The sequence below is a fragment of the Pseudomonas sp. S3_B08 genome (genome assembly GCF_054667725.1).
In genome coordinates this window covers 4,254,029-4,275,285 of the sequence record NZ_CP162750.1, presented here as the reverse complement: position 1 = coordinate 4,275,285, position 21,257 = coordinate 4,254,029, and the positions used below count along the sequence as shown (strand labels likewise).

Here is a 21,257-nt window from a genome sequence, read left to right as displayed (position 1 = left end):
ATGAACACGAACGTTATCAGTCTGGTTTCAATCGGCGCTCACCCGACCTCAGGTCGGCCACGGCGCGCCGATCAGGATGCGCGCGCGGTGGAACTGGGCCTGCAATTGGCTGGGGATAACCTGCAAGTGCTGCATGCCGGTGATGTTGCCGAACCGGCCCTGCGTGCCTATCTGGGCATGGGCCTGGAACAACTGCATGTGCTGGAACAACCCGCCGGCGCCGATGCCTTGCCGGCGCTGACCGCGTACCTGCGCGACGCCGGGGCGCAAGTGGTGCTGACCGGCAGCCAGGCGGAAACCGGGGAAGGTTCGGGGATGTTGCCGTTCCTCCTGGCCGAAGGCCTGGGCTGGCCGCTGGTGGTGGGCCTGGCGCAGGTCGAATCAATCAATGACGGTTCGGCGCTGGTTCTGCAAGCGTTGCCGCGCGGGCAGCGACGCCGCTTGAAGGTGAAACTGCCGTTTCTGGCGACTGTGGATAACGCCGCCCCGAAGCCTCGGCAGAGCGCGTACGGCCCGGCGCGACGGGGCGAATTGGCCGCCGACGACGTTGAAACGGTGGAAGATGAGTTGTTGGCCGTTGCCACGCTGCAACCGGCCAAGCCACGGCCCAAGCGCTTGAAGGTGATCAAGGCCAAGAGCGGCGCCGACCGGATGAAGGCCGCTACGGCCAAAGCCAGTGGTGGCGGTGGGCAGGTGCTCAAGGGCGTTACCGCGCAGGCTGGGGCGGAGGCGATTCTGAAGCTGCTGATTGAAGAGGGCGTTGTCCGCTAGTCACCCTCTTCCAGGCATGGAATAACTCCTGTGGGAGCGAGCCTGCTCGCGAAAGCGCACTGTCAGCCGACACATGCATCGACTGACCCGACGCATTCGCGAGCAGGCTCGCTCCCACATTGGTATTCATTCACAGCCAATCTTTACTGTTTACCCACAATCCCTGTTGGCGAAGCTGTGGATAACGTGTTCGCCCTTCCGCGCATCCCACGCCATTCAAGCCTTCCAGCCATAAGATCAAAAAACGATCAGCGTAACTCTCGGATTTAACGGGCTTTTCCCTCGGTATAAATCGAGAAGTTGCCCCCAATCTCTGTTGGCGCTTCTGTGGATAAGATGTTCGCTACCAGCTGTAGGCCATATGGACCTTGGCTTTCATGGGCTTGATCAATTATTGATCAAATGTGATCCCCGGGCGCCGAGAGCTGTTAAGACGAAGGGGTTTTCCCCAGTCATGGGTGTTTTTCCACAGGAGATTGAAAGTTGTCCCCGATCTCTGTTGGCGCTTCTGTGGATAACGTGTTCGCTACCCGCTACAGGCCTTTGAACCCGTGCTGTGTACGGGCATGATCAAAAAACGATCAATTGTTTTGGGAAACCGCGATTCAGCATAAGTCACGATTTTTCTTTGCAAATCAGCAGGATATTTTTTGAGTCATCCACAGTTACCCCCATTTGCTGTGGGCGGGTATGTGGATAACTTGTTTGCGGAAGGCTGGAGGGCTTGGTGGGTATGGGGACGGGGGTGGTTGATCGGAAATTGATCAGCTGGAAGATGTAGCGTGGGTCAGGGCGTCTTCGCGAGCAGGCTCGCTCCCACAGGGGAATGCATTCCACCTGTAGGAGCTGCCGCAGGCTGCGATCTTTTGCTCTTGATCAGCCCTGAACCGGTACGCCTTTGAGGTAAGGCGCTGGCTCAGCCCCGAGGTTGTTCAACATCCTCTCGCTGTACCAGTCGACGAAGTTGACCACGCCGAATTCATAGGTTTTGGAGTAAGGCCCCGGCTGGTAAGCGGTGGAGTTGATCCCGCGCTGGTTTTCCTCAGCCAGACGGCGGTCCTGATCGTTGGTCGCATCCCACACCTGGCGCATGCGCTCGACGTCGTAATCGACACCTTCCACGGCGTCCTTGTGCACCAGCCACTTGGTGGTGACCATGGTTTCCTGGGCGCTGATCGGCCACACGGTGAAGACGATAATGTGATCGCCCATGCAGTGGTTCCACGAGTGCGGCAGATGCAGGATGCGCATCGAGCCCAGGTCCGGGTTCTTGATGCGGCCCATCAGTTTCGCGCAGCCCTGCTTGCCGTCGAGGGTCATCGACACGGTGCCCTTGAGCAGCGGCATGCGCACGATACGGTTGCGCAAGCCGAAACTGGCGTGAGCGTAAGGGATCTTTTCCGCTTCCCAGGCAGCGGCGGAAGCGGCGACGTGATCCTTGAACGCCTGATCGGCGCGCGGGTCGGTGACGTCGTCCCATTCCAGCAGGGTTTTCAACAGTTCCGGGTGCGATGCGTTGCAGTGGTAGCACTCGCGGTTGTTTTCCAGCACCAGTTTCCAGTTGGCCTTTTCCATCAAGGTGGTGGTGATCGCCACCTTGGTGTTCTCCATGTCGTACGGTTCCATGTAATGGTTGAGCGTCGACAGGAAGTCATCGATGGCCGGCGGGTTCTCCGCCAGGCTGATGAAAATGTAGCCGCCAGCGGTTTTCACGTTCACCGGTTTCAGGCCGTACTGCTTCATGTCGAAGTCGGCGCCCATCTCGGTGCCGGCAAACAGCAGGCGACCGTCCAGTTCGTAGGTCCACTGGTGGTAATGGCAGACCAGTTTGGCGACCTTGCCTTTTTCACTGGTGCACAGGCGCGAGCCACGGTGGCGGCAGACGTTGTGGAACGCGTGCACCACGCCCTCGGCGCCGCGAATGACGATGATCGGGTTCTTGCCGACCTGCAGGGTCAGGTAGTTACCCTTGGCCGGGATCTCGCAGGTCATGCCAGCGATCAACCATTCCTTCTGGAAGATCTCCTGCATATCGATATCGAACAGGCGCTCGTCGCTGTAGAACGGCTGTGGCAGCGAAAAAGTGCGCTCGCGCTCCTGAAGCATTTGCGCGGTGGCCTTGCGTGCGGGTTCCAGCGGATCGCCCAGGCTGATTTTTGCGGTGACGTCCATCGATGTAATCCTCATGGCCCTCTGCGTGGCCGGCGAAAGTGGCTGATCAGGTGTGCTGCAAAACGGTTGCTACGCAAGGTGTAAAGAAGTCGTCTTGTGTTGGGGCGAGTGTGGGGCCGGCGCTGGGGGGAACCTTATCCATGCGCGACATGGCGCAATCTGTTCCCGACGCGCAAGCCCCGGTGTTCAAGGGCTGGTCGCGATAAGTATGTCAATGTCGCGGATAGGTAAACGCACGGTCTGCGCTATACGCAGAATCGCCGACAAGAGGCCGGCAGTCGGCCGTGGAGAACAGCATGTCCAACAGCTTCCTGAATCCGGTCACCACCCAGACCTGGGCCAATGGCCGACACATTGTCCGTTGCGTCAAAGTCATCCAGGAAACCTGGGATGTGCGCACCTTCTGCTTTATGGCCGACCAGCCGATCCTGTTCTTCTTCAAGCCGGGGCAGTTCGTCACCCTGGAGCTGGAAATCGAAGGCCAGCCGATCATGCGCTCCTACACCATCTCCAGCTCGCCGTCGGTGCCGTACAGCTTCTCGGTGACGATCAAGCGCGTGCCAGGTGGCAAGGTCTCGAACTGGTTGCACGACACCCTGCATGAAGGTCAGGAGCTTGCGGTGCACGGCCCGGTCGGGCTGTTCAACGCCATCGACTTCCCAAGCCCGAAGGTCCTGTATCTGAGCGGTGGCGTCGGCATCACCCCGTGCATGTCGATGGCGCGCTGGTTCTACGACACCAACGCCAATGTCGACATGACGTTCGTGCACAGCGCGCGGTCGCCGAAAGACATCATTTACCACCGCGAGCTTGAGCACATGGCGTCGCGGATCGACAACTTCAGCCTGCACCTGATCTGCGAAAAACACGGCCTCGGTGAGCCATGGGCCGGTTATCGCGGTTACCTGAACCACAAGATGCTCGAACTGATGGTTCCGGACTTCCTCGAACGCGAAGTGTTCTGCTGCGGCCCGACGCCGTACATGACTGCGGTCAAACGCTTGCTGGAAGCGGCCGGCTACGACATGTCGCGCTACCACGAAGAATCCTTCGGCGCCACGCCACCCGAGGCCCGCGCCGACGCGGTGGAACAGGCCGAACAAGCCGCCGATGCGCCGGAAATCGACGCCGCGGATCTGCATCAGGTGGAATTCACCGCCTCCGGCAAAAGCATTCGCGTTGGCCCGGGCGAAACCGTCCACGCAGCCGCCGCCAAACTCGGCCTGATGATCCCGAAAGCCTGCGGCATGGGCATTTGCGGAACGTGCAAGGTGATGAAACTGGGCGGCGAAGTGGAGATGGAGCACAACGGCGGGATTACCGAGGACGACGAGGCGGAAGGGTTTATCCTGTCGTGCTGCAGCGTGCCGAAGGGGGATGTGCGGATTGAGTTTTAAATAGGCATGAACTTGGGTCGATCTCCTAAATGAGGAGATCGACCGGGAAAGTGCAATTTCAAATCAGCCCGAACAAAGCGAGCAGGCCGAAGCCCACAAAGGCAAAGCCAAATATTTGCTGGTATTTATTCAGTTTGAGCAGGTCGCGTTTGAGTTTTGGCGGGAAATTCTTAACGTCTCTTGCGCTGACTTTGCCTTGGGAAATGTACCGTGCGGGTTTTTTGAGGATGCCGAAAATTTCACCCAACATATAATTACGTCCCCCCAGGCCCGCTTGCCATAACATGAGCAAAGACGATGTGATTGAACTGCGTTTCAGGCTATTTAGGATCGTTTCCAGTCTTCTCTTGGCGGTATAAAGTAAAATTCCATTTACCACTAAAAGACCTGTGAAACTCACCAGTGTCATGATCACAATTGGATCTTTTACGATATTGTTAATTTGATCTACGGATGAGCTTATTCCCAGGCACATCATAATTGCAAAAAATATGAAAACCAGTTTGTATAAAATAATCAGGTTCTTTTTCAGTTTTTTGGGGAAGTTTTCGAAGTCTTTCGCGCAAAGCTTTCCTGTGTGAATGTAAAATTCAGGGTTTCGCATGATGTCGAACACTTCTCCCATCATGTAGATTTTGCCCCAAGGACCTCCGTGCCAAAGCATTATCAGTCTGCTCGAAATAGAACTGTTTGTTAGATGGTCCAATATGATTTCGGTCTTTGTTTTCGCGACATACAACATCACTCCTATCAAAGTAAATATGCCGACGAAGTCTACAATACCAATCAACAAGAATATTTTCTCTGAAGTACGAAGAGTCATTTAACAGCCTCGTATACTTTCTGTGCGATCCGTTCGCCGCCTTTCTCGCCCAAAGTCCCGCCGGTGTAATTTCCTAGTCCTGCGTGCCAGATCTACCGGACGGGATGTCCAAAAAACGATGCGCTGAAATAAAGCAGTGGAGTTGAGATGAAGCTGAAAATTAAGATCCGATCAAATGGCTTTGAATTGAAATGTTTGCCTTGGTCTCCAATGATGATTGAAAAAGTCGTCATCAAAACCGCAAGCATAAACATTGCTGACAAGGGGGCTGCTATTTCCATTCCGTTGAATTCGTACCACTGGGTTTTTCTCTGAATTCTGTAAGGTAACTGAATGCTCTGTTTGTAAATTGCGCGAGCAGCAACGATAAACAAGCATAGGGTCGCCAGGTCGCATATTAGAAGTCCACGCCTTCTCGGTGTAAGGGCAAACCATTTTTTTGGCTGCGGCAGGCGTTTTTCAAACCTGCTGCCACAAACATGACATTTGAAAAGCGTCTTTTTATTTTTGGCACTGCATGTTTTGCATATTTTTGTTCGTGGTTTCATAAAGAAAGACGCTATTTGGTTCTGCTTGGAGTGTTCGCTGGTTTTATATCGGGAAATGTTTGGTCAGGCGACTTATCGAGAATCTTGGTAAATTATCTCAGCAGCATCTTCGCCCAATGTTTCACCTATTATTACCGCTGCAAGAGATCCGACGCCCACCGCTACTGCACCGCAGACCAAGGTGCCAACTCCTCCTGTCGGAACGCCTATTCCCAGACAAATTTTCGCTGCTAGTGGCGCAGTCAAGAGGCGACTGCTGATTGCTCCTCCAACCATGCCACCCATAAAGCTTCCGGTTTCCGTGAATTTCACCTTTTCACACGCCTCGGTATTCCCATGCAGGCACACATCCTGCACCTTCAAGGCCGAGGCGCCACCGCCTACTGCTGTGCCGATCCAGCCGCCATATTTGACGTACTGTGACGCTTGGCTGATAGCCCGAATATGTGTGGCATAACCTGGGTTCTGGCCGATGCCGCCAGCCTTTCTCCAGCGGTGCACAAGGTGAGGATGATCGATGCCGAGAGCGGTCTTGAGGCTCGGGTGATCCGGGAGACCAATGCTTTGCCGCGTGAACCGGTTGAGATGGACGTCCAGTTTTTCCAGCAACTGCGCACGTTGTTTTTTGAACGGCTTCGAGTTCAGACTGCCTTTTACGTCCAGCGTTTGAACATGCAACTTCTCAAGATCTGCGAGAACATTTTTTATGCCATCCAGATGATTGGCTGCCATGGCCGTGACGACCCCGATCACTTTTGATTCATAGGCGAGTGCGGTCTGGATTACGCCATAGTGCTGCGCCATGAAATCCGCTTCTTCCACGGTCAGCGGTTCCAGCGTCGCACTGACGAAACGCGCGGTCTGCATCAGCAATGCTTCCTCGTATGTGCATTGCTGATTGTCAGGGTCGCTCAGCACGATCATCGAACCGGCTTTAATCATGTCCGGGGTCGGATTCAAACTTCTGAATCTGGCGATGACATTCGGGTTGGCGGAGGGGAGCAGTTGTGCCTCAAGCTTCTCGGCGACAATGCTTTTCGGCACGATGTAAAACCCCGGCTCCGATGGGGCCGGGCGATCTTGCGGCCAGTGCTCGCTGGGGAAGAACTTCAAGTCGTTGACGGGGTGAGGGCTGCGCGCGGTGCTGCTGTTATTAACGCGCGCCACCCTGAGGTTCTGCTGATGAATCGCGCGCAGCAACCTGTCTGGATCGGAGCGCGAGGCAGGCTGCCTGAGCATCGATAACGGGCGTTTTTTCACCGCTTCAGGAACGGCACCTTTGGTGCCGCGTACCAGAACTCTGGATTGGTTCAGAAGATGACGCTGTTCCTGTGCAAAGGCGTCAAGGCCCATGTCCGCTGAAAGGCGGCCGCTGGCGACATCATCGACAATGCCCTTGGCGAAGCGCGCGACCTCCTGATTGAACTGCACGCGCGCATTGCCGAATGCCAGATGACGTGAGCCGACTGTCTGTGCCTGTGCGAGCAGCTTGCCGGCAACGTGTCGAACGTCGCTGAGACCATGGCGCCGATCGCTCAACCTTCTTCGCCCCACGAGGCATGGCCGCTGGTCCCGGCGAGGTGATGCACCCAGCTGATGCCACGATAACGAATGGCGACCTGCTCCTGAGGTTCCGCGTCGTTGTGCAGAATGACGTGGGGCATATCCAGGTTCAGTTCGGTGAGCACCGCACCGTCGATCGAGACAGAAAAGTATTTTTCCTGCTGACCCTGAGGGGAAGTTCGGTAGAAGTTGATCTTGCAGTCGATCTCTTCACGGTTGGCCAGTGCCTGGGCCAGCAGCGGTGAAGATTTGTCGACGACTTTGGTGACAATGACCGGCGCGTGGGTGGCTCGGTGAGAGTTGTCGAGGTTGGCGAGGTTGTGGCTGTACGACAGCACCATGATTTCATCGGTGTGTGCCGCCTGATATCTGTTGCCCACCGAATCAGGCGTTGAGCAGCCTGCCGAAATCAGCCCTTGGGTCTTGCCCGTGATCGTCATGTAGCCGGGAATTGCCATCGCGTGCGCTCCTTGAATCGGGAGCAAGCAGTCTATGGCGGGATTTTTGTGCTTTCTGTAGGCCTTGGTGTAGGCCGATTCTGAAAATGCAGGTCCGCGACGCGCAGCCTCTGGGTTGCATTCCCGTGCTGAGCATGGGAATGCAACTTGGGAGGGGAATCAGGCCGACATGACCTCGCGAATATCGCGCGCCAGTTCGCGCACGCGTTCTTCTTCGGTGTCCCAGGAGCACATGAAGCGTGCGCCGCCCTTGCCGATGAAGGTGTAGAAGCGCCAGTTCTTTGCAGTCAACGCAGCGATGGCCGGCTCGGACAGTTGCAGGAACACGCCGTTGGCCTGCACCGGGAACATCAGTTCGACCCCGGGAATGTCGCTGACCAGTTCTGCCAGCAGTTGCGCGCAGTGGTTGGCGTGGCGTGCGTATTTGAGCCAGGCGTCGTTTTCCAGAATGCCGACCCACGGTGCCGACAAAAAGCGCATCTTCGACGCCAGTTGCCCGGCCTGCTTGCAGCGGTAGTCGAAGTCTTCGGCCAGTTTGTGGTTGAAGAACAGGATCGCTTCACCCACCGCCATGCCGTTCTTGGTGCCGCCGAAACACAGCACGTCGACGCCGGCTTTCCAGGTCAGGTCGGCGGGCGAGCAGCCGAGGAATGCGCAGGCGTTGGAGAACCGCGCGCCGTCCATGTGCAGGTGCAGGCCCAGTTCTTTGCAGGTTGCGCTGATGGCGCGGACTTCTTCCGGGGTGTAGACACTGCCGACTTCGGTGGCCTGGGTCAGGGTCACCACGCGCGGTTTCGGGTAGTGGATGTCCTGGCGCTTGAGTGCGACTTCGCGGATCGATTGCGGGGTGATCTTGCCGTTTTCGGTGCCGGCGATCAGCAGCTTCGAGCCGTTGGAGAAGAATTCCGGAGCGCCGCATTCGTCGGTTTCGACGTGGGCGGTTTCCGAGCAGATCACGCTGTGGTAACTCTGGCACAGCGACGACAGGGCCAGCGAGTTGGCGGCGGTGCCGTTGAAGGCGAAGAACACTTCGCAGTCGGTTTCGAACAGTTTGCGGAAATGATCGGCCGCGCGGGCGGTCCATTCATCGTCGCCGTAGGCGCGCTGGTGGCCGTGGTTGGCCTGTTCCATGGCGGCCCAGGCTTCCGGGCAGATCCCGGAATAGTTGTCGCTGGCGAATTGTTGGCTCTTGTCGGTCATGGCCGGCTTCCGTAATCGAGACTCTTGTGAAGGCTCGTGGTCAATGAGGATGCGCACTTTACCGAAGATCTTCCGGGGAGCACATGCGATGTCGGGTGGGGAAAATTACCAGTTTATGGGCCGATTATGCACCTGAGCCAACGCGACGGTGCCCTGGATCTGCTCAAGTGGCTGGCGCTGTTGAGCATGTTGCTCGATCACCTGCGATATGTCGGCTTCTCCGCCGACTGGCTTTATGTGCCCGGTCGCCTGGCATTTCCGTGGTTTTGCCTGGCGATGGCGGCGAATCTGGCCCGGGACGGTTCGCGCAAGATGGAATGGCGCTATCTGGGCTGGCTGGTGCTGTTCAGCGCCATCAGCGAAATCCCTTATCGCTTTTATATCCCCGACCCTGACACGTTCAACGTGATGCCGACGCTGGCGCTGGGCCTGCTGGTGGCGCGTGGCTGGCAGGATTCAGCCTCGGTGGCGCGATTGCTCGCACTGGCCGCGCTGGTGGTTGCGGCGGTTTTTTCAGAACGACTGATGTTCGGTTTCTTCGGCGTATTGTTGCCATTGGCGATGCTGCTGGTGTTCCGCCGACCCTGGTTCAGCCTGTTGCCGGGGCTGGTGTGTCTGGCGGCGAACCAATGGCAGGTGCTGCTCGAATCGGCGCGCTTCGGCAACAGCGTGGCGATTCTCGGCCTGGCGACATGTCTGTTTGCGCCGATGCTGGGAATGTTCTTTTTGCGACATGGGCGACATCTGCAGCCACCACCGATGCGGCGCTGGGCCTATGCGCTGTATCCCGCGCATTTCCTCCTGCTGCTTGCCATCCGCCAAATCATCGCCTGATCCCTGTGGGAGCGAGCCTGCTCGCGAAAGCGGTCTGCCAGTCAACTTCTATGTCGGATGTGCCGGCCTCTTCGCGAGCAGGCTCGCTCCCACAGTGGATCTCCGGCGTTTCGAAGAGAGCATTTCCAGCCATGTCGTAAACGCACCTTTGCGTGGCGCGCGCAGGCATTTGAGCTGTCTGTGCCGGTCATACCATCGCATCAAAGGGCACTGCCATCATTGCCAGTGCCTTACCGAGACGAATGGCGCACAGATGCCGCTGGGAGAGACGCGATGTTCAGCAAGCAAGACCAGATCCAGGGTTACGACGATGCACTGCTGGCGGCGATGAATGCCGAGGAGCAACGTCAGGAAGATCACATCGAGCTGATCGCGTCGGAGAACTACACCAGCAAGCGCGTCATGCAGGCGCAAGGCAGCGGGCTCACCAACAAATACGCCGAGGGCTATCCGGGCAAGCGCTACTACGGTGGCTGCGAGCATGTGGACAAAGTCGAAGCACTGGCCATCGAACGCGCCAAGCAACTGTTCGGTGCCGACTACGCCAACGTCCAGCCGCACTCCGGTTCTTCGGCCAACAGCGCCGTGTATCTGGCGCTGATCCAACCGGGTGACACTATCCTCGGCATGAGCCTGGCCCACGGCGGTCACCTGACCCACGGCGCGAAAGTGTCGTCCTCGGGCAAGCTCTACAACGCCGTGCAGTACGGCATCAACACCGACACCGGACTGATCGACTACGACGAAGTCGAGCGTCTGGCGGTCGAGTGCAAACCGAAAATGATCGTTGCCGGTTTCTCCGCTTACTCGAAGACTCTGGACTTCCCGCGCTTCCGTCAGATCGCCGACAAGGTTGGTGCACTGCTGTTCGTCGACATGGCCCACGTCGCCGGTCTGGTCGCTGCTGGCCTGTATCCGAACCCGCTGCCGTACGCCGATGTGGTCACCACCACCACGCACAAGACCCTGCGCGGTCCGCGTGGCGGGCTGATCCTGGCCAAGTCCAACGAAGAGATCGAGAAGAAGCTCAACGCGGCCGTTTTCCCCGGCGCCCAGGGCGGTCCGCTGATGCACGTCATTGCCGGTAAAGCAGTGTGCTTCAAGGAAGCGCTGGAGCCTGGCTTCAAGGCTTATCAGCAACAAGTGATCGACAACGCCCAGGCGATGGCCAGCGTGTTCATCAAGCGTGGCTACGATGTGGTCTCCGGCGGTACCGACAACCATTTGTTCCTGGTCAGCCTGATCCGTCAGGGCCTGACCGGCAAGGACGCCGACGCCGCGCTGGGCCGTGCCCACATCACCGTGAACAAGAACGCCGTGCCGAACGACCCGCAGTCGCCGTTCGTGACCTCGGGCCTGCGCATCGGCACCCCGGCGGTGACCACGCGCGGCTTCAAGGTCAGCCAGTGCGAAACCCTCGCCGGCTGGATCTGCGACATCCTCGACAACCTCGGCGACGCCGATGTCGAGGCCAATGTCGCCCAGCAGGTCTCGGCCCTGTGCGCAGACTTCCCGGTTTATCGCTGAGTCGGTTTTGGAGTAATGACTATGCAACGCTATTCCGGCTTCGGCCTGTTCAAACACTCGCTCAGCCACCACGAAAACTGGCAGCGCATGTGGCGCACGCCCACCCCGAAAAAGTCTACGACGTGGTCATCGTCGGCGGCGGCGGGCACGGCCTGGCGACTGCCTACTATCTGGCCAAGGAGCACGGCATCACCAATGTCGCCGTGGTCGAGAAGGGTTGGCTGGGCGGCGGTAACACCGCGCGCAACACCACCATCGTGCGCTCCAACTACCTGTGGGACGAGTCGGCGCACCTCTACGAACACGCGATGAAATTGTGGGAAGGCCTGTCGCAGGATCTCAACTACAACGTGATGTTCTCCCAGCGCGGCGTCTACAACCTGTGCCACACCCTGCAGGACATCCGTGATTCCGAGCGTCGGGTCAGCGCCAACCGCCTCAACGGCGTCGACGGCGAATTGCTTGACGCCAAGCAGGTTGCGGACGAGATTCCGTACCTGGACTGCTCGAAAAACACCCGCTACCCGATCATGGGCGCAACCGTGCAGCGTCGCGGCGGCGTCGCCCGACACGATGCCGTGGCCTGGGGCTTCGCGCGTGCCGCCGATGCCTTGGGCGTGGACCTGATCCAGCAGACCGAAGTGACCGGCTTCCGCAAGGAAAACGGCGTGTGCATCGGCGTCGAAACCAACAAGGGTTTCATCGGCGCCAAGCGCGTCGGCGTGGTGACGGCCGGTAACTCCGGGCACATGGCCAAGCTTGCCGGTTTCCGCCTGCCGATCGAATCCCACCCGCTGCAAGCGCTGGTGTCCGAGCCGATCAAGCCGATTATCGACAGCGTGATCATGTCCAACGCCGTACACGGTTACATCAGCCAGTCCGACAAGGGCGACCTGGTGATCGGCGCCGGTATCGACGGCTACAACGGCTACGGCCAGCGTGGTTCGTACCCGGTGATCGAACACACCATTCAGGCCATCGTCGAGATGTTTCCGGTGCTCTCGCGGGTACGGATGAACCGCCAGTGGGGCGGCATCGTCGACACCACTCCGGACGCTTGCCCGATCATTTCCAAGACGCCGGTACCGAACATGTTCTTCAACTGCGGTTGGGGCACCGGCGGTTTCAAAGCCACACCTGGCTCGGGCAACGTGTTTGCCGCGAGTCTGGCCAAGGGTGAAATGCACCCATTGGCTGCACCTTTCTCCATCGACCGTTTCCACAACGGTGCGTTGATCGATGAACACGGCGCTGCTGCGGTTGCCCACTAACAGGAGAAATCCCCATGTTGCATATCTTCTGTCCTCACTGCGGCGAACTGCGCTCTGAAGAGGAATTCCACGCATCCGGTCAGGCGCATATCCCGCGTCCGCTGGATCCGAACGCCTGCACCGATGAGGAGTGGGGTGACTACATGTTCTTCCGCGATAACCCGCGCGGTCTGCACCACGAGTTGTGGGACCACGTTGCCGGTTGCCGCCAGTACTTCAACGTCACTCGCGATACCGTGACCTACGAGATTCTCGAGAGCTACAAGATCGGCGAGAAGCCGCAATTCACCGACAAGGCTGGCACTGCGAAAACAGCCACGACGGCGCTGGGAGAGAAGGTATGAGCCAGACCAATCGCCTGTCCAACGGTGGACGGATCGACCGCAACAAAGTGCTGAGCTTCACCTTCAACGGCCAGACCTACAAAGGCTATGAAGGCGACTCGCTGGCCGCTGCCCTGATCGCCAACGGCGTCGACATCATCGGCCGCAGCTTCAAGTATTCGCGCCCTCGCGGCATCTTCGCGGCTGGTTCCGAAGAGCCGAACGCGGTGCTGCAGATCGGTGCTACCGAAGCCACGCAGATTCCCAACGTGCGCGCCACGCAACAGGCGTTGTATCAGGGTCTGGTCGCCACCAGCACCAACGGCTGGCCGAGCGTCAACAACGACATGATGGGCATTCTCGGCAAGGTCGGCGGCAAGCTGATGCCGCCGGGTTTCTACTACAAAACCTTCATGTACCCGCAATCGTTCTGGATGACTTACGAGAAGTACATTCGCAAGGCTGCCGGCCTCGGCCGTTCGCCGACCGAGAACGATCCGGACACCTACGACTACATGAACCAGCACTGCGACGTGCTGATCGTCGGCGCTGGCCCGGCCGGTCTCGCCGCTGCCCTGGCCGCTGCGCGCAGCGGTGCCCGCGTGATTCTGGCCGATGAGCAGGAAGAGTTCGGCGGCAGCCTGCTCGACTCGCGCGAAAGCCTCGACGGCAAACCGGCGATTGAATGGGTCGCCAGTGTCATCGCTGAATTGAAGAACACCCCGGACGTGCTGTTGTTGCCGCGCGCCACGGTCAACGGTTACCACGACCACAACTTTCTGACCATTCACGAACGCCTCACCGATCACCTCGGTGACCGCGCGCCGATCGGACAGGTGCGTCAGCGCATCCACCGTGTCCGCGCCAAGCGCGTGGTGCTGGCGACTGGCGCCCACGAGCGTCCGCTGGTGTACGGCAACAACGACGTGCCGGGCAACATGCTTGCCGGCGCGGTGTCGACTTACGTGCGTCGTTATGGCGTAGCGCCGGGCAAAAAACTGGTGCTGTCGACCAACAACGATCACGCCTATCGCGTCGCTCTCGATTGGCTCGATGCCAGTCTGCAAGTGGTGGCGATCGCTGATGCACGCAGCAATCCGCGCGGTGCATTGGTCGAAGAAGCACGCGCCAAAGGCATTCGCATCCTCACCGGCAGCGCCGTCATCGAAGTGCGTGGCAGCAAGCGTGTGACCGCTGCCCGCGTCGCCGCGATTGACGTAAAGGCCCACGCCGTGACCAGTCCGGGCGAATGGCTCGATTGCGATCTGGTCGCCAGCTCCGGTGGTTACAGCCCGGTGGTTCACCTGGCTTCGCACCTCGGTGGCAAACCGGTCTGGCGCGAAGACATTCTCGGTTTCGTACCGGGCGAAGCACCGCAGAAGCGCGTGTGCGTCGGTGGCATCAATGGCGTCTACGCGCTCGGCGATTCGCTGGCCGACGGTTTTGAAGGTGGCGTGCGCGCTGCTGCCGAAGCCGGTTTCCAGACCGTCGAAGGCGTGTTGCCGAAAGCCCTGAGCCGTCTCGAAGAGCCGACCCTGGCGCTGTTCCAGGTGCCGCACGAGAAGAACTCGGCGCGTGCACCGAAGCAATTCGTCGACTTTCAGAACGACGTCACCGCCGGTGGTATCGAATTGGCGACCCGTGAAGGTTTCGAGTCGGTCGAGCACGTCAAACGCTACACCGCGCTGGGCTTCGGCACCGATCAGGGCAAGCTCGGCAACGTCAACGGTCTGGCCATTGCCGCCCGTTCGCTGAACGTGACCATCCCGCAGATGGGCACCACCATGTTCCGTCCGAACTACACGCCGGTGACCTTCGGCGCCGTGGCCGGTCGACATTGCGGGCACATCTTCGAACCGGTGCGCTACACCGCGCTGCATGCCTGGCATGTGAAGAACGGCGCTGAGTTTGAAGACGTCGGTCAGTGGAAGCGTCCCTGGTACTTCCCGAAAAACGGTGAAGACCTGCACGCGGCGGTCAAGCGCGAATGCAAAGCCGTGCGCGACAGCGTTGGCCTGCTCGATGCTTCGACCCTCGGCAAGATCGACATTCAAGGCCCGGATGCCCGCGAGTTTCTCAACCGCGTGTACACCAACGCCTGGACCAAGCTCGACGTGGGCAAGGCTCGCTATGGTTTGATGTGCAAAGAAGACGGCATGGTCTTCGACGACGGTGTGACGGCTTGCCTGGCCGACAACCATTTCGTCATGACCACCACCACTGGCGGCGCGGCTCGCGTGCTGCAATGGCTGGAGCTGTACCACCAGACCGAATGGCCGGATATGAAGGTGTACTTCACCTCCGTTACCGATCACTGGGCGACCATGACCCTGTCCGGGCCGAACAGCCGCAAGCTGCTCAGCGCCGTGACCGACATTGATCTGAGCAACGAAGCGTTCCCGTTCATGACCTGGAAAGAAGGTCTGGTCGGCGATGTGCCGGCGCGGGTGTTCCGTATCTCGTTCACTGGTGAGCTGTCGTACGAAGTCAACGTGCAGGCCGACTATGCGATGGGCGTGCTGGAGAAAATCGTCGAGGCCGGCAAGCAGTACAACCTGACGCCGTACGGCACGGAAACCATGCACGTGCTGCGGGCCGAGAAGGGTTTCATCATCGTCGGCCAGGACACCGACGGCTCGATGACCCCGGACGATCTCAACATGGGCTGGTGTGTCGGTCGCACCAAACCGTTCTCGTGGATCGGCCAACGCGGCATGAGCCGGGAAGATTGCGTCAAGGATCAGCGCAAACAACTGGTGGGCCTGAAGCCGATCGATCCGACCAAATGGCTGCCGGAAGGTGCACAACTGGTGTTCAACACCAAACAGGCGATCCCGATGACCATGGTCGGCCACGTGACCTCGAGTTACGCGCACAACTCCCTCGGTTATTCGTTTGCCATGGGTGTGGTCAAGGGCGGTCTCAAGCGCATGGGCGAGCGGGTGTTCGCACCCCTGGCCGATGGCAGCGTGATCGAGGCGGAAATCGTTTCTTCGGTGTTCTTCGATCCGAAGGGTGATCGCCAGAACATCTGACAACCTCGGGAGCGGTGGGCGGGCGGCTATTCGCGAGCAGGCTCGCTCCCACATTCGATCGCGTTCCCCTGTGGGAGCGAGCCTGCTCGCGAAGGCGGCGGCACAGCAACCACAGGAACCAACAGAATTCAGAAGGTGCTTTATGACCACAGCCAATGTTTACCAACAACGCCCGACCACTGGCGCCAAGGCCGAGTCGTCGCTGCACCATGCCGACCTCGCCAGCCTGGTCGGCAAGGGCCGCAAGAACGCCGGCGTGATCGTGCGGGAAAAGAAACTCCTCGGCCACCTGACTATTCGTGGTGATGGTCACGATGCCGCGTTCGCTGCCGGTGTGCACAAGGCGCTTGGCATTGAATTGCCCGGCGCCCTGAGCGTGATCGTCAAAGGTGAAACCAGCCTGCAATGGATGGGCCCGGACGAATGGCTGCTGATCGTGCCGAGCGGTGAAGAGTTCGCCGCCGAGCAGAAACTGCGCGAAGCGCTGGGCGATCTGCACATTGCTATCGTGAACGTCAGCGGCGGCCAGCAGATTCTCGAATTAAGCGGCCCGAACGTGCGTCAGGTGCTGATGAAGTCGACCAGCTACGACGTGCACCCGAACAGCTTCCCGGTCGGCAAAGCGGTGGGCACGGTGTTCGCCAAGTCGCAGTTGATGATCCGTCATACGGCGGAAGACACCTGGGAATTGCTGATCCGTCGCAGCTTCTCGGATTACTGGTGGTTGTGGTTGCAGGATGCTTCGGCCGAGTACGGGCTGAGCGTTCAGGCCTGAAGATCAAAAGCCACCCCCTCACCCCAGCCCTCTCCCCCCTGAGGGGGAGAGGGGGAAAGGGAGCAGATTTGTGTGTTTTTCGAGCCTGAGTTCGACGCGCTATTTCAGGTCGGCGTAGCTCGAAAGAACACCTCGGTCAGTCCCCTCTCCCTCTGGGAGAGGGCTAGGGTGAGGGAAAACCTGACACCCCGCACAACGAACAGGAGTCACCGCACCATGAGCCGCGCCCCAGACACATGGATTCTGACCGCCGACTGCCCCAGCGTCCTCGGCACGGTGGACGCGGTCACGCGTTTTCTGTTCGAGCAGGGCTGCTACGTCACCGAGCACCATTCGTTCGATGACCGCCTCTCCGGGCGTTTCTTCATTCGCGTGGAATTCCGTCAGCCCGACGGCTTCGACGAACAATCCTTCCGCGCAGGCTTAGCCGAACGCGGTCAGGCCTTCGGCATGATCTTCGAGCTGACCGCACCGAACTACCGGCCGAAAGTGGTGATCATGGTCTCCAAGGCCGATCACTGCCTCAACGACTTGCTCTATCGCCAGCGCATCGGCCAGTTGTCGATGGACGTGGCGGCGGTGGTGTCCAACCATCCGGATCTCAAGCCGTTGGCCGACTGGCACCAGATTCCCTACTACCATTTCCCTCTCGACCCCAACGACAAGCCGGCGCAGGAGCGTCAGGTCTGGCAGGTGATCGAAGATGCCGGTGCCGAACTGGTGATCCTCGCCCGCTACATGCAGGTGCTATCGCCGGAGCTGTGCCGCAAGCTCGACGGCAAGGCGATCAACATTCATCACTCGCTGTTGCCGGGCTTCAAGGGCGCCAAGCCTTATCACCAGGCTTACAACAAGGGCGTGAAACTGGTGGGCGCGACGGCGCATTACATCAACAACGACCTCGACGAGGGGCCGATCATCGCCCAGGGCGTCGAGGCGGTGGATCACAGTCATTACCCCGAGGATCTGATTGCCAAAGGGCGGGATATCGAAGGCCTGACCTTGGCGCGGGCGGTTGGGTATCACATCGAAAGACGAGTTTTTTTGAACGCCAACAGAACCGTCGTTCTCTAGATCGCTTTCGCGAGCAGGCTCGCTCCCACAGGGTATGCATTCCAATGTGGGAGCGAGCCTGCTCGCGAAGGGGCCGTAACAAACAACGCAAGACCAACAAGCAATACCCGAGCACTCAACGCGCTGCCCAACCGGGGCAACGCAGTTCCATAAAAACAACAGCGAGGTGAAAGCATGTCTGGCAATCGTGGTGTGGTGTATCTCGGCGCTGGCAAGGTCGAAGTACAGAAAATCGACTACCCGAAAATGCAGGACCCGCGCGGTCGCAAGATCGAGCATGGGGTCATTCTCAAAGTGGTTTCCACCAACATCTGCGGCTCCGACCAGCATATGGTGCGCGGCCGGACCACGGCGCAGACCGGTCTGGTGCTGGGCCATGAGATCACCGGCGAGGTGATCGAAAAGGGCTCCGACGTCGAAAACCTGAAGATCGGCGATTTGGTCTCCGTTCCGTTCAACGTGGCTTGCGGGCGCTGCCGTTCCTGCAAAGAGCAACACACCGGCGTCTGCCTGACCGTCAACCCGGCCCGTGCCGGCGGCGCATACGGTTACGTCGACATGGGCGACTGGACCGGTGGCCAGGCTGAATACGTGCTGGTGCCGTACGCCGACTTCAACCTGCTGAAACTGCCGGATCGCGACAAGGCCATGGAGAAAATCCGCGACCTGACCTGCCTCTCCGACATCCTCCCGACCGGCTATCACGGCGCCGTCACTGCCGGCGTCGGTCCGGGCAGCAGCGTTTACATCGCCGGCGCCGGTCCGGTCGGCCTGGCCGCTGCCGCTTCCGCACGTTTGCTCGGTGCTGCGGTGGTGATTGTCGGCGACGTCAACACCATCCGCCTGGCCCACGCCAAGGCCCAGGGCTTTGAGGTCGTCGACCTGTCCAAAGACACCCCGCTGCACGAACAGATCGCCGCGCTGCTGGGCGAGCCGGAAGTCGATTGCGCGGTGGACTGCGTTGGCTTTGAAGCACGCGGCCACGGCCACGACGGCGTCAAGGCCGAAGCCCCGGCCACGGTGCTCAACTCACTGATGGGCGTGGTGCGCGTTGCCGGCAAGATCGGTATCCCCGGCCTGTACGTCACCGAAGATCCGGGCGCCGTCGACGCTGCCGCGAAAATGGGCAGCCTGAGCATCCGCTTCGGCCTGGGCTGGGCCAAATCCCACAGCTTCCACACTGGGCAAACTCCAGTGATGAAGTACAACCGCCAGTTGATGCAGGCGATCATGTGGGACCGCATCAACATTGCCGAAGTGGTCGGCGTGCAAGTGATCAGCCTCGATCAGGCGCCAGAAGGTTACGGCGAGTTCGATGCGGGCGTGCCGAAGAAGTTTGTGATTGATCCGCATAAGTTGTTCAGTGCGGCGTAAGTTCTACCCATGTAAGAAGGGCAGCCGATCGGGCTGCCCTTTTTTGTTCTGAACACGACCAGTTATTTAAAGGCGCATTTGCGGGCGTCACCATCCTTGGTTGCACACTCATCACCGTTCCAATTGCTACCGGTGGCTTGAACCGGAGTGTCGTTTCTGTAGCCAGCCGAGACGCCAAGGTCTGCCTCACCTTCGTATCGGCAGATGACAACTGAATTAGCAGTGTCTTTATCTTTAAGTCGGGCAGAAGTGAAGGTTACATCTTCGGCGCCTTGCGCATGAGTCACTGATATCGTTGGGCAGGTTGCAGCATAGGCAGTACTCATCATGGTCAGACCAAGCAGGGCGCCAGTGACAATTTTCAACTTCATCTTTTCGTACTCCGTTACGTAATTGGAGTGGAGATATTCACTTGCATCGTTATGACTGCCAACTGTCAGATCTGACAGTTGGTTAGTTCCAATCGAAATAAATAGTCGGGTTTTCAGTGTGAAGTCGAATAGTGAAGTGGCTATTCAACGATTGAACAATTCATTTAGGTGAGTGCGTAGAGAAGGGGATGCGCCGCGAGGAACATGCCGCCCAATACCCGGTCAAACCGGCAGTTTCGTCGCCGTTGTCCGGTGGCAGCTTTTCCACAAGAGGATGTCTGAATGAAGATTTCACGCGGTTTTGCCTTGGCATCGCTCCTGACTCTGGCCGCCGGGCCGGTGTTTGCCGGTTTCAGTTTGAACGACGTGGCCGGTGCGGTAGCGGGGATGCAAGGTGGTGACAAGGCGGCCGCTGCAGCGCCGACTTCGGAGACCGCTGGTTTGTTGAGTGCTTTGAGTGCGCTGGACGTCACGCCGGAGCAGGCCGTTGGCGGTACCAGTGCGATGCTTGGGCTGGCGAAGAATCAGTTGAGCAGCACCGACTACTCGCAACTGGCCAAGGAAGTGCCGGGCATCGACAAGTTGTCCGGTGGCAGCGGCAATCTGGCGGCGCTGGGCGCGTTGCTCGGTTCGTCCGGCAAGTCCGCTGGCCTTGAGAATGCGCTGGGCAATGTCAAAGACAGCAACGACCTGAACAACGCGTTCAGCGCGCTGGGCATGGACAGCGGCATGATCGGCCAGTTTGCCCCGGTGCTGCTGCAATACCTCGGTCAGCAGGGCGTCGGCGGTTCGCTGTTGAGCAGCCTGGGCAGCATCTGGGGCACCGGCACCGGCACTTGAGTCAGCCGCGCTCGTTGCGCAGCTCGACGATGCGCTGATCCTTCTCGGTCCAGAGCTGGTTGACCCAGTTCTGGACGTGTTGGCGAAACGCCGGATCTTTCTCGTAATCGCCCTGCCACAGCGTCGGGTCGAGTTCGCGCGTCCTGATGTCGATGATCACTCGCGGCACGTTGCCGCTGATCAGGTCCCAGAAGCCCGGGATTTTTTCCTGCGGATACACCACCGTCACATCGAGCATCGCGTCGAGCTGTTCACCCATCGCCGCCAGCACGAACGCCACGCCGCCGGCCTTGGGTTTGAGCAGGTGGCTGAACGGTGATTCCTGCTGGGTGCTTTTCGCCAGGGTGTAGCGCGTGCCTTCCAGATAATTCACCACCGTCACCGGCTGGCGCTTGAACAGCTCGCACGCCGCTTTGGTGATTTCCAGATCCTTGCCTGCCAGCTCGGGGTTCTTTGCCAGAAAGGCTTTGGTGTAGCGCTTCATGAAGGGGTAATCCAGCGCCCACCACGCCAAGCCGAGGAACGGCACCCAGATCAGCTCTTTCTTCAGAAAGAACTTGAAGAACGGCGTGCGTCGGTTGAGGGTCTGGATCAGTGCTGGAATGTCGACCCACGATTGATGGTTGCTGACCACCAGATAGGACGTGTCGCGGCGCAGATCGTCGCCGCCGCGAATGTCCCATTGCGTCGGGATGCACAGCCGGAAGATCAGCTTGTCGATTTCGGCCCAGGTCTCGGCGATCCACATCACCGCCCCCGATGCGTAATCCCGCCAGCGCCCGGGTGCGACCAGTTTGAGCAGGGCAAACACCATCAATGGCCCGATCAGGACCAGGGTGTTGAGCAACAGCAGCAGGGTGACGAAACAGCCGGTGAGCAGGCGGCGCATAAGCAACTCTAT

Annotated in this window: 18 protein-coding genes and 1 pseudogene; 12 read left to right on the top strand and 7 right to left on the bottom strand. The window is 59.2% G+C overall.

The features are described 5' to 3' along the window. Nucleotides 1-771 carry an electron transfer flavoprotein subunit beta gene (etfB, locus tag AB4N73_RS19405; protein ID WP_252879019.1) on the top strand — a complete coding sequence of 257 codons (771 nt, stop codon included), beginning with the start codon at nucleotides 1-3 and terminating at the stop codon, nucleotides 769-771. Nucleotides 772-1,647: 876 nt separating this feature from the next. On the opposite strand, the gene gbcA is transcribed toward etfB, so the two are convergent. Then, nucleotides 1,648-2,943, bottom strand: coding sequence for a glycine-betaine demethylase subunit GbcA (gene gbcA / locus AB4N73_RS19400; RefSeq protein ID WP_016772823.1), 1,296 nt, complete (start codon nucleotides 2,941-2,943; stop codon nucleotides 1,648-1,650). A 296-nt stretch (nucleotides 2,944-3,239) separates the two neighbouring features. Between gbcA and gbcB the strand changes: the two genes are divergently transcribed. Beyond that, entirely contained in the window at nucleotides 3,240-4,340 is a 1,101-nt protein-coding gene (gene gbcB / locus AB4N73_RS19395; RefSeq protein WP_016772824.1) for a glycine-betaine demethylase subunit GbcB, read from the top strand. A gap of 58 nt (nucleotides 4,341-4,398) precedes the next feature. On the opposite strand, the gene AB4N73_RS19390 is transcribed toward gbcB, so the two are convergent. Continuing rightward, entirely contained in the window at nucleotides 4,399-5,163 is a 765-nt protein-coding gene (locus tag AB4N73_RS19390; RefSeq protein ID WP_460142435.1) for a hypothetical protein, read from the bottom strand. Nucleotides 5,164-5,310: 147 nt separating this feature from the next. Between AB4N73_RS19390 and AB4N73_RS19385 the strand changes: the two genes are divergently transcribed. Further along, nucleotides 5,311-5,478 carry a hypothetical protein gene (locus AB4N73_RS19385; RefSeq protein WP_460142434.1) on the top strand — a complete coding sequence of 56 codons (168 nt, stop codon included), beginning with the start codon at nucleotides 5,311-5,313 and terminating at the stop codon, nucleotides 5,476-5,478. Nucleotides 5,479-5,783: 305 nt separating this feature from the next. Here the strand turns inward: AB4N73_RS19385 and AB4N73_RS19380 are convergent, their stop codons facing one another. The 3 genes from AB4N73_RS19380 to AB4N73_RS19370 form a co-directional block, all read right to left on the bottom strand. After that, the gene (locus tag AB4N73_RS19380; protein ID WP_460142433.1) at nucleotides 5,784-7,250 is read right to left on the bottom strand and encodes a hypothetical protein; all 1,467 of its coding nucleotides are present in this window, start codon (nucleotides 7,248-7,250) and stop codon (nucleotides 5,784-5,786) included. Then, a complete protein-coding gene (locus AB4N73_RS19375; RefSeq protein WP_056786550.1) occupies nucleotides 7,247-7,732 on the bottom strand; it encodes an Hcp family type VI secretion system effector in 486 nt (161 codons plus the stop codon). The genes AB4N73_RS19380 and AB4N73_RS19375 overlap by 4 nt, the downstream gene beginning before the upstream one ends. 159 nt (nucleotides 7,733-7,891) lie before the next feature. Continuing rightward, on the bottom strand, nucleotides 7,892-8,932 hold the full coding sequence (locus AB4N73_RS19370; RefSeq protein ID WP_016772826.1) for a threonine aldolase family protein: 1,041 nt from the start codon (nucleotides 8,930-8,932) through the stop codon (nucleotides 7,892-7,894). Nucleotides 8,933-9,058: 126 nt separating this feature from the next. Between AB4N73_RS19370 and AB4N73_RS19365 the strand changes: the two genes are divergently transcribed. The 8 genes and pseudogenes from AB4N73_RS19365 to fdhA all read left to right on the top strand — a co-directional run bounded on the left by AB4N73_RS19365 (nucleotide 9,059) and on the right by fdhA (nucleotide 19,145). Next, complete coding sequence (locus AB4N73_RS19365) at nucleotides 9,059-9,766, top strand: TraX family protein (protein ID WP_460142432.1); 708 nt, start codon at nucleotides 9,059-9,061, stop codon at nucleotides 9,764-9,766. A 273-nt stretch (nucleotides 9,767-10,039) separates the two neighbouring features. Next, complete coding sequence (glyA, locus tag AB4N73_RS19360; protein ID WP_024014589.1) at nucleotides 10,040-11,293, top strand: serine hydroxymethyltransferase; 1,254 nt, start codon at nucleotides 10,040-10,042, stop codon at nucleotides 11,291-11,293. Nucleotides 11,294-11,314: 21 nt separating this feature from the next. After that, nucleotides 11,315-12,564: pseudogene (locus AB4N73_RS19355) on the top strand (sarcosine oxidase subunit beta family protein). A gap of 14 nt (nucleotides 12,565-12,578) precedes the next feature. Beyond that, entirely contained in the window at nucleotides 12,579-12,908 is a 330-nt protein-coding gene (locus tag AB4N73_RS19350) for a sarcosine oxidase subunit delta (RefSeq protein ID WP_016772830.1), read from the top strand. Continuing rightward, a complete protein-coding gene (locus AB4N73_RS19345; protein ID WP_460142431.1) occupies nucleotides 12,905-15,922 on the top strand; it encodes a sarcosine oxidase subunit alpha in 3,018 nt (1,005 codons plus the stop codon). Before AB4N73_RS19350 ends, AB4N73_RS19345 begins: the two co-directional genes overlap by 4 nt. Nucleotides 15,923-16,064: 142 nt before the next feature. Further along, nucleotides 16,065-16,697, top strand: coding sequence for a sarcosine oxidase subunit gamma (locus AB4N73_RS19340; RefSeq protein ID WP_323619772.1), 633 nt, complete (start codon nucleotides 16,065-16,067; stop codon nucleotides 16,695-16,697). A 216-nt stretch (nucleotides 16,698-16,913) separates the two neighbouring features. Beyond that, the gene (gene purU, locus AB4N73_RS19335; RefSeq protein WP_217829528.1) at nucleotides 16,914-17,771 is read left to right on the top strand and encodes a formyltetrahydrofolate deformylase; all 858 of its coding nucleotides are present in this window, start codon (nucleotides 16,914-16,916) and stop codon (nucleotides 17,769-17,771) included. A gap of 174 nt (nucleotides 17,772-17,945) precedes the next feature. Beyond that, nucleotides 17,946-19,145 (top strand): formaldehyde dehydrogenase, glutathione-independent, encoded by a 1,200-nt coding sequence (gene fdhA / locus AB4N73_RS19330; RefSeq protein WP_016772834.1) that lies wholly within the window; start codon nucleotides 17,946-17,948, stop codon nucleotides 19,143-19,145. Nucleotides 19,146-19,207: 62 nt separating this feature from the next. On the opposite strand, the gene AB4N73_RS19325 is transcribed toward fdhA, so the two are convergent. Then, entirely contained in the window at nucleotides 19,208-19,516 is a 309-nt protein-coding gene (locus AB4N73_RS19325) for a hypothetical protein (protein ID WP_056786558.1), read from the bottom strand. Nucleotides 19,517-19,798: 282 nt separating this feature from the next. On the opposite strand from AB4N73_RS19325, the gene AB4N73_RS19320 reads away from it, so the two are divergent. Continuing rightward, entirely contained in the window at nucleotides 19,799-20,356 is a 558-nt protein-coding gene (locus tag AB4N73_RS19320) for a DUF2780 domain-containing protein (RefSeq protein ID WP_123443808.1), read from the top strand. 1 nt (nucleotide 20,357) lies between these two features. On the opposite strand, the gene AB4N73_RS19315 is transcribed toward AB4N73_RS19320, so the two are convergent. Next, nucleotides 20,358-21,245: an acyltransferase gene (locus AB4N73_RS19315; RefSeq protein ID WP_252877022.1), complete on the bottom strand. Its 888-nt coding sequence runs from the start codon at nucleotides 21,243-21,245 to the stop codon at nucleotides 20,358-20,360. Between the last annotated feature and the right edge of the window lie 12 nt (nucleotides 21,246-21,257).

Excerpts from the sequence above, each read along its gene's own strand:
- AB4N73_RS19370 (WP_016772826.1), bottom strand. The coding sequence starts at position 8,932 with ATGACCGACAAGAGCCAACAATTCGCCAGCGACAACTATTCCGGGATC.
- AB4N73_RS19340 (WP_323619772.1), top strand. The coding sequence starts at position 16,065 with ATGACCACAGCCAATGTTTACCAACAACGCCCGACCACTGGCGCCAAG.
- AB4N73_RS19345 (WP_460142431.1), top strand. The coding sequence starts at position 12,905 with ATGAGCCAGACCAATCGCCTGTCCAACGGTGGACGGATCGACCGCAAC.
- purU (WP_217829528.1), top strand. The coding sequence starts at position 16,914 with ATGAGCCGCGCCCCAGACACATGGATTCTGACCGCCGACTGCCCCAGC.
- gbcA (WP_016772823.1), bottom strand. The coding sequence starts at position 2,943 with ATGGACGTCACCGCAAAAATCAGCCTGGGCGATCCGCTGGAACCCGCA.
- AB4N73_RS19325 (WP_056786558.1), bottom strand. The coding sequence starts at position 19,516 with ATGAAGTTGAAAATTGTCACTGGCGCCCTGCTTGGTCTGACCATGATG.
- AB4N73_RS19350 (WP_016772830.1), top strand. The coding sequence starts at position 12,579 with ATGTTGCATATCTTCTGTCCTCACTGCGGCGAACTGCGCTCTGAAGAG.
- AB4N73_RS19390 (WP_460142435.1), bottom strand. The coding sequence starts at position 5,163 with ATGACTCTTCGTACTTCAGAGAAAATATTCTTGTTGATTGGTATTGTA.
- AB4N73_RS19365 (WP_460142432.1), top strand. The coding sequence starts at position 9,059 with ATGCACCTGAGCCAACGCGACGGTGCCCTGGATCTGCTCAAGTGGCTG.
- gbcB (WP_016772824.1), top strand. The coding sequence starts at position 3,240 with ATGTCCAACAGCTTCCTGAATCCGGTCACCACCCAGACCTGGGCCAAT.
- AB4N73_RS19375 (WP_056786550.1), bottom strand. The coding sequence starts at position 7,732 with ATGGCAATTCCCGGCTACATGACGATCACGGGCAAGACCCAAGGGCTG.
- AB4N73_RS19385 (WP_460142434.1), top strand. The coding sequence starts at position 5,311 with ATGAAGCTGAAAATTAAGATCCGATCAAATGGCTTTGAATTGAAATGT.
- AB4N73_RS19315 (WP_252877022.1), bottom strand. The coding sequence starts at position 21,245 with ATGCGCCGCCTGCTCACCGGCTGTTTCGTCACCCTGCTGCTGTTGCTC.
- etfB (WP_252879019.1), top strand. The coding sequence starts at position 1 with ATGAACACGAACGTTATCAGTCTGGTTTCAATCGGCGCTCACCCGACC.
- AB4N73_RS19320 (WP_123443808.1), top strand. The coding sequence starts at position 19,799 with ATGAAGATTTCACGCGGTTTTGCCTTGGCATCGCTCCTGACTCTGGCC.
- glyA (WP_024014589.1), top strand. The coding sequence starts at position 10,040 with ATGTTCAGCAAGCAAGACCAGATCCAGGGTTACGACGATGCACTGCTG.
- fdhA (WP_016772834.1), top strand. The coding sequence starts at position 17,946 with ATGTCTGGCAATCGTGGTGTGGTGTATCTCGGCGCTGGCAAGGTCGAA.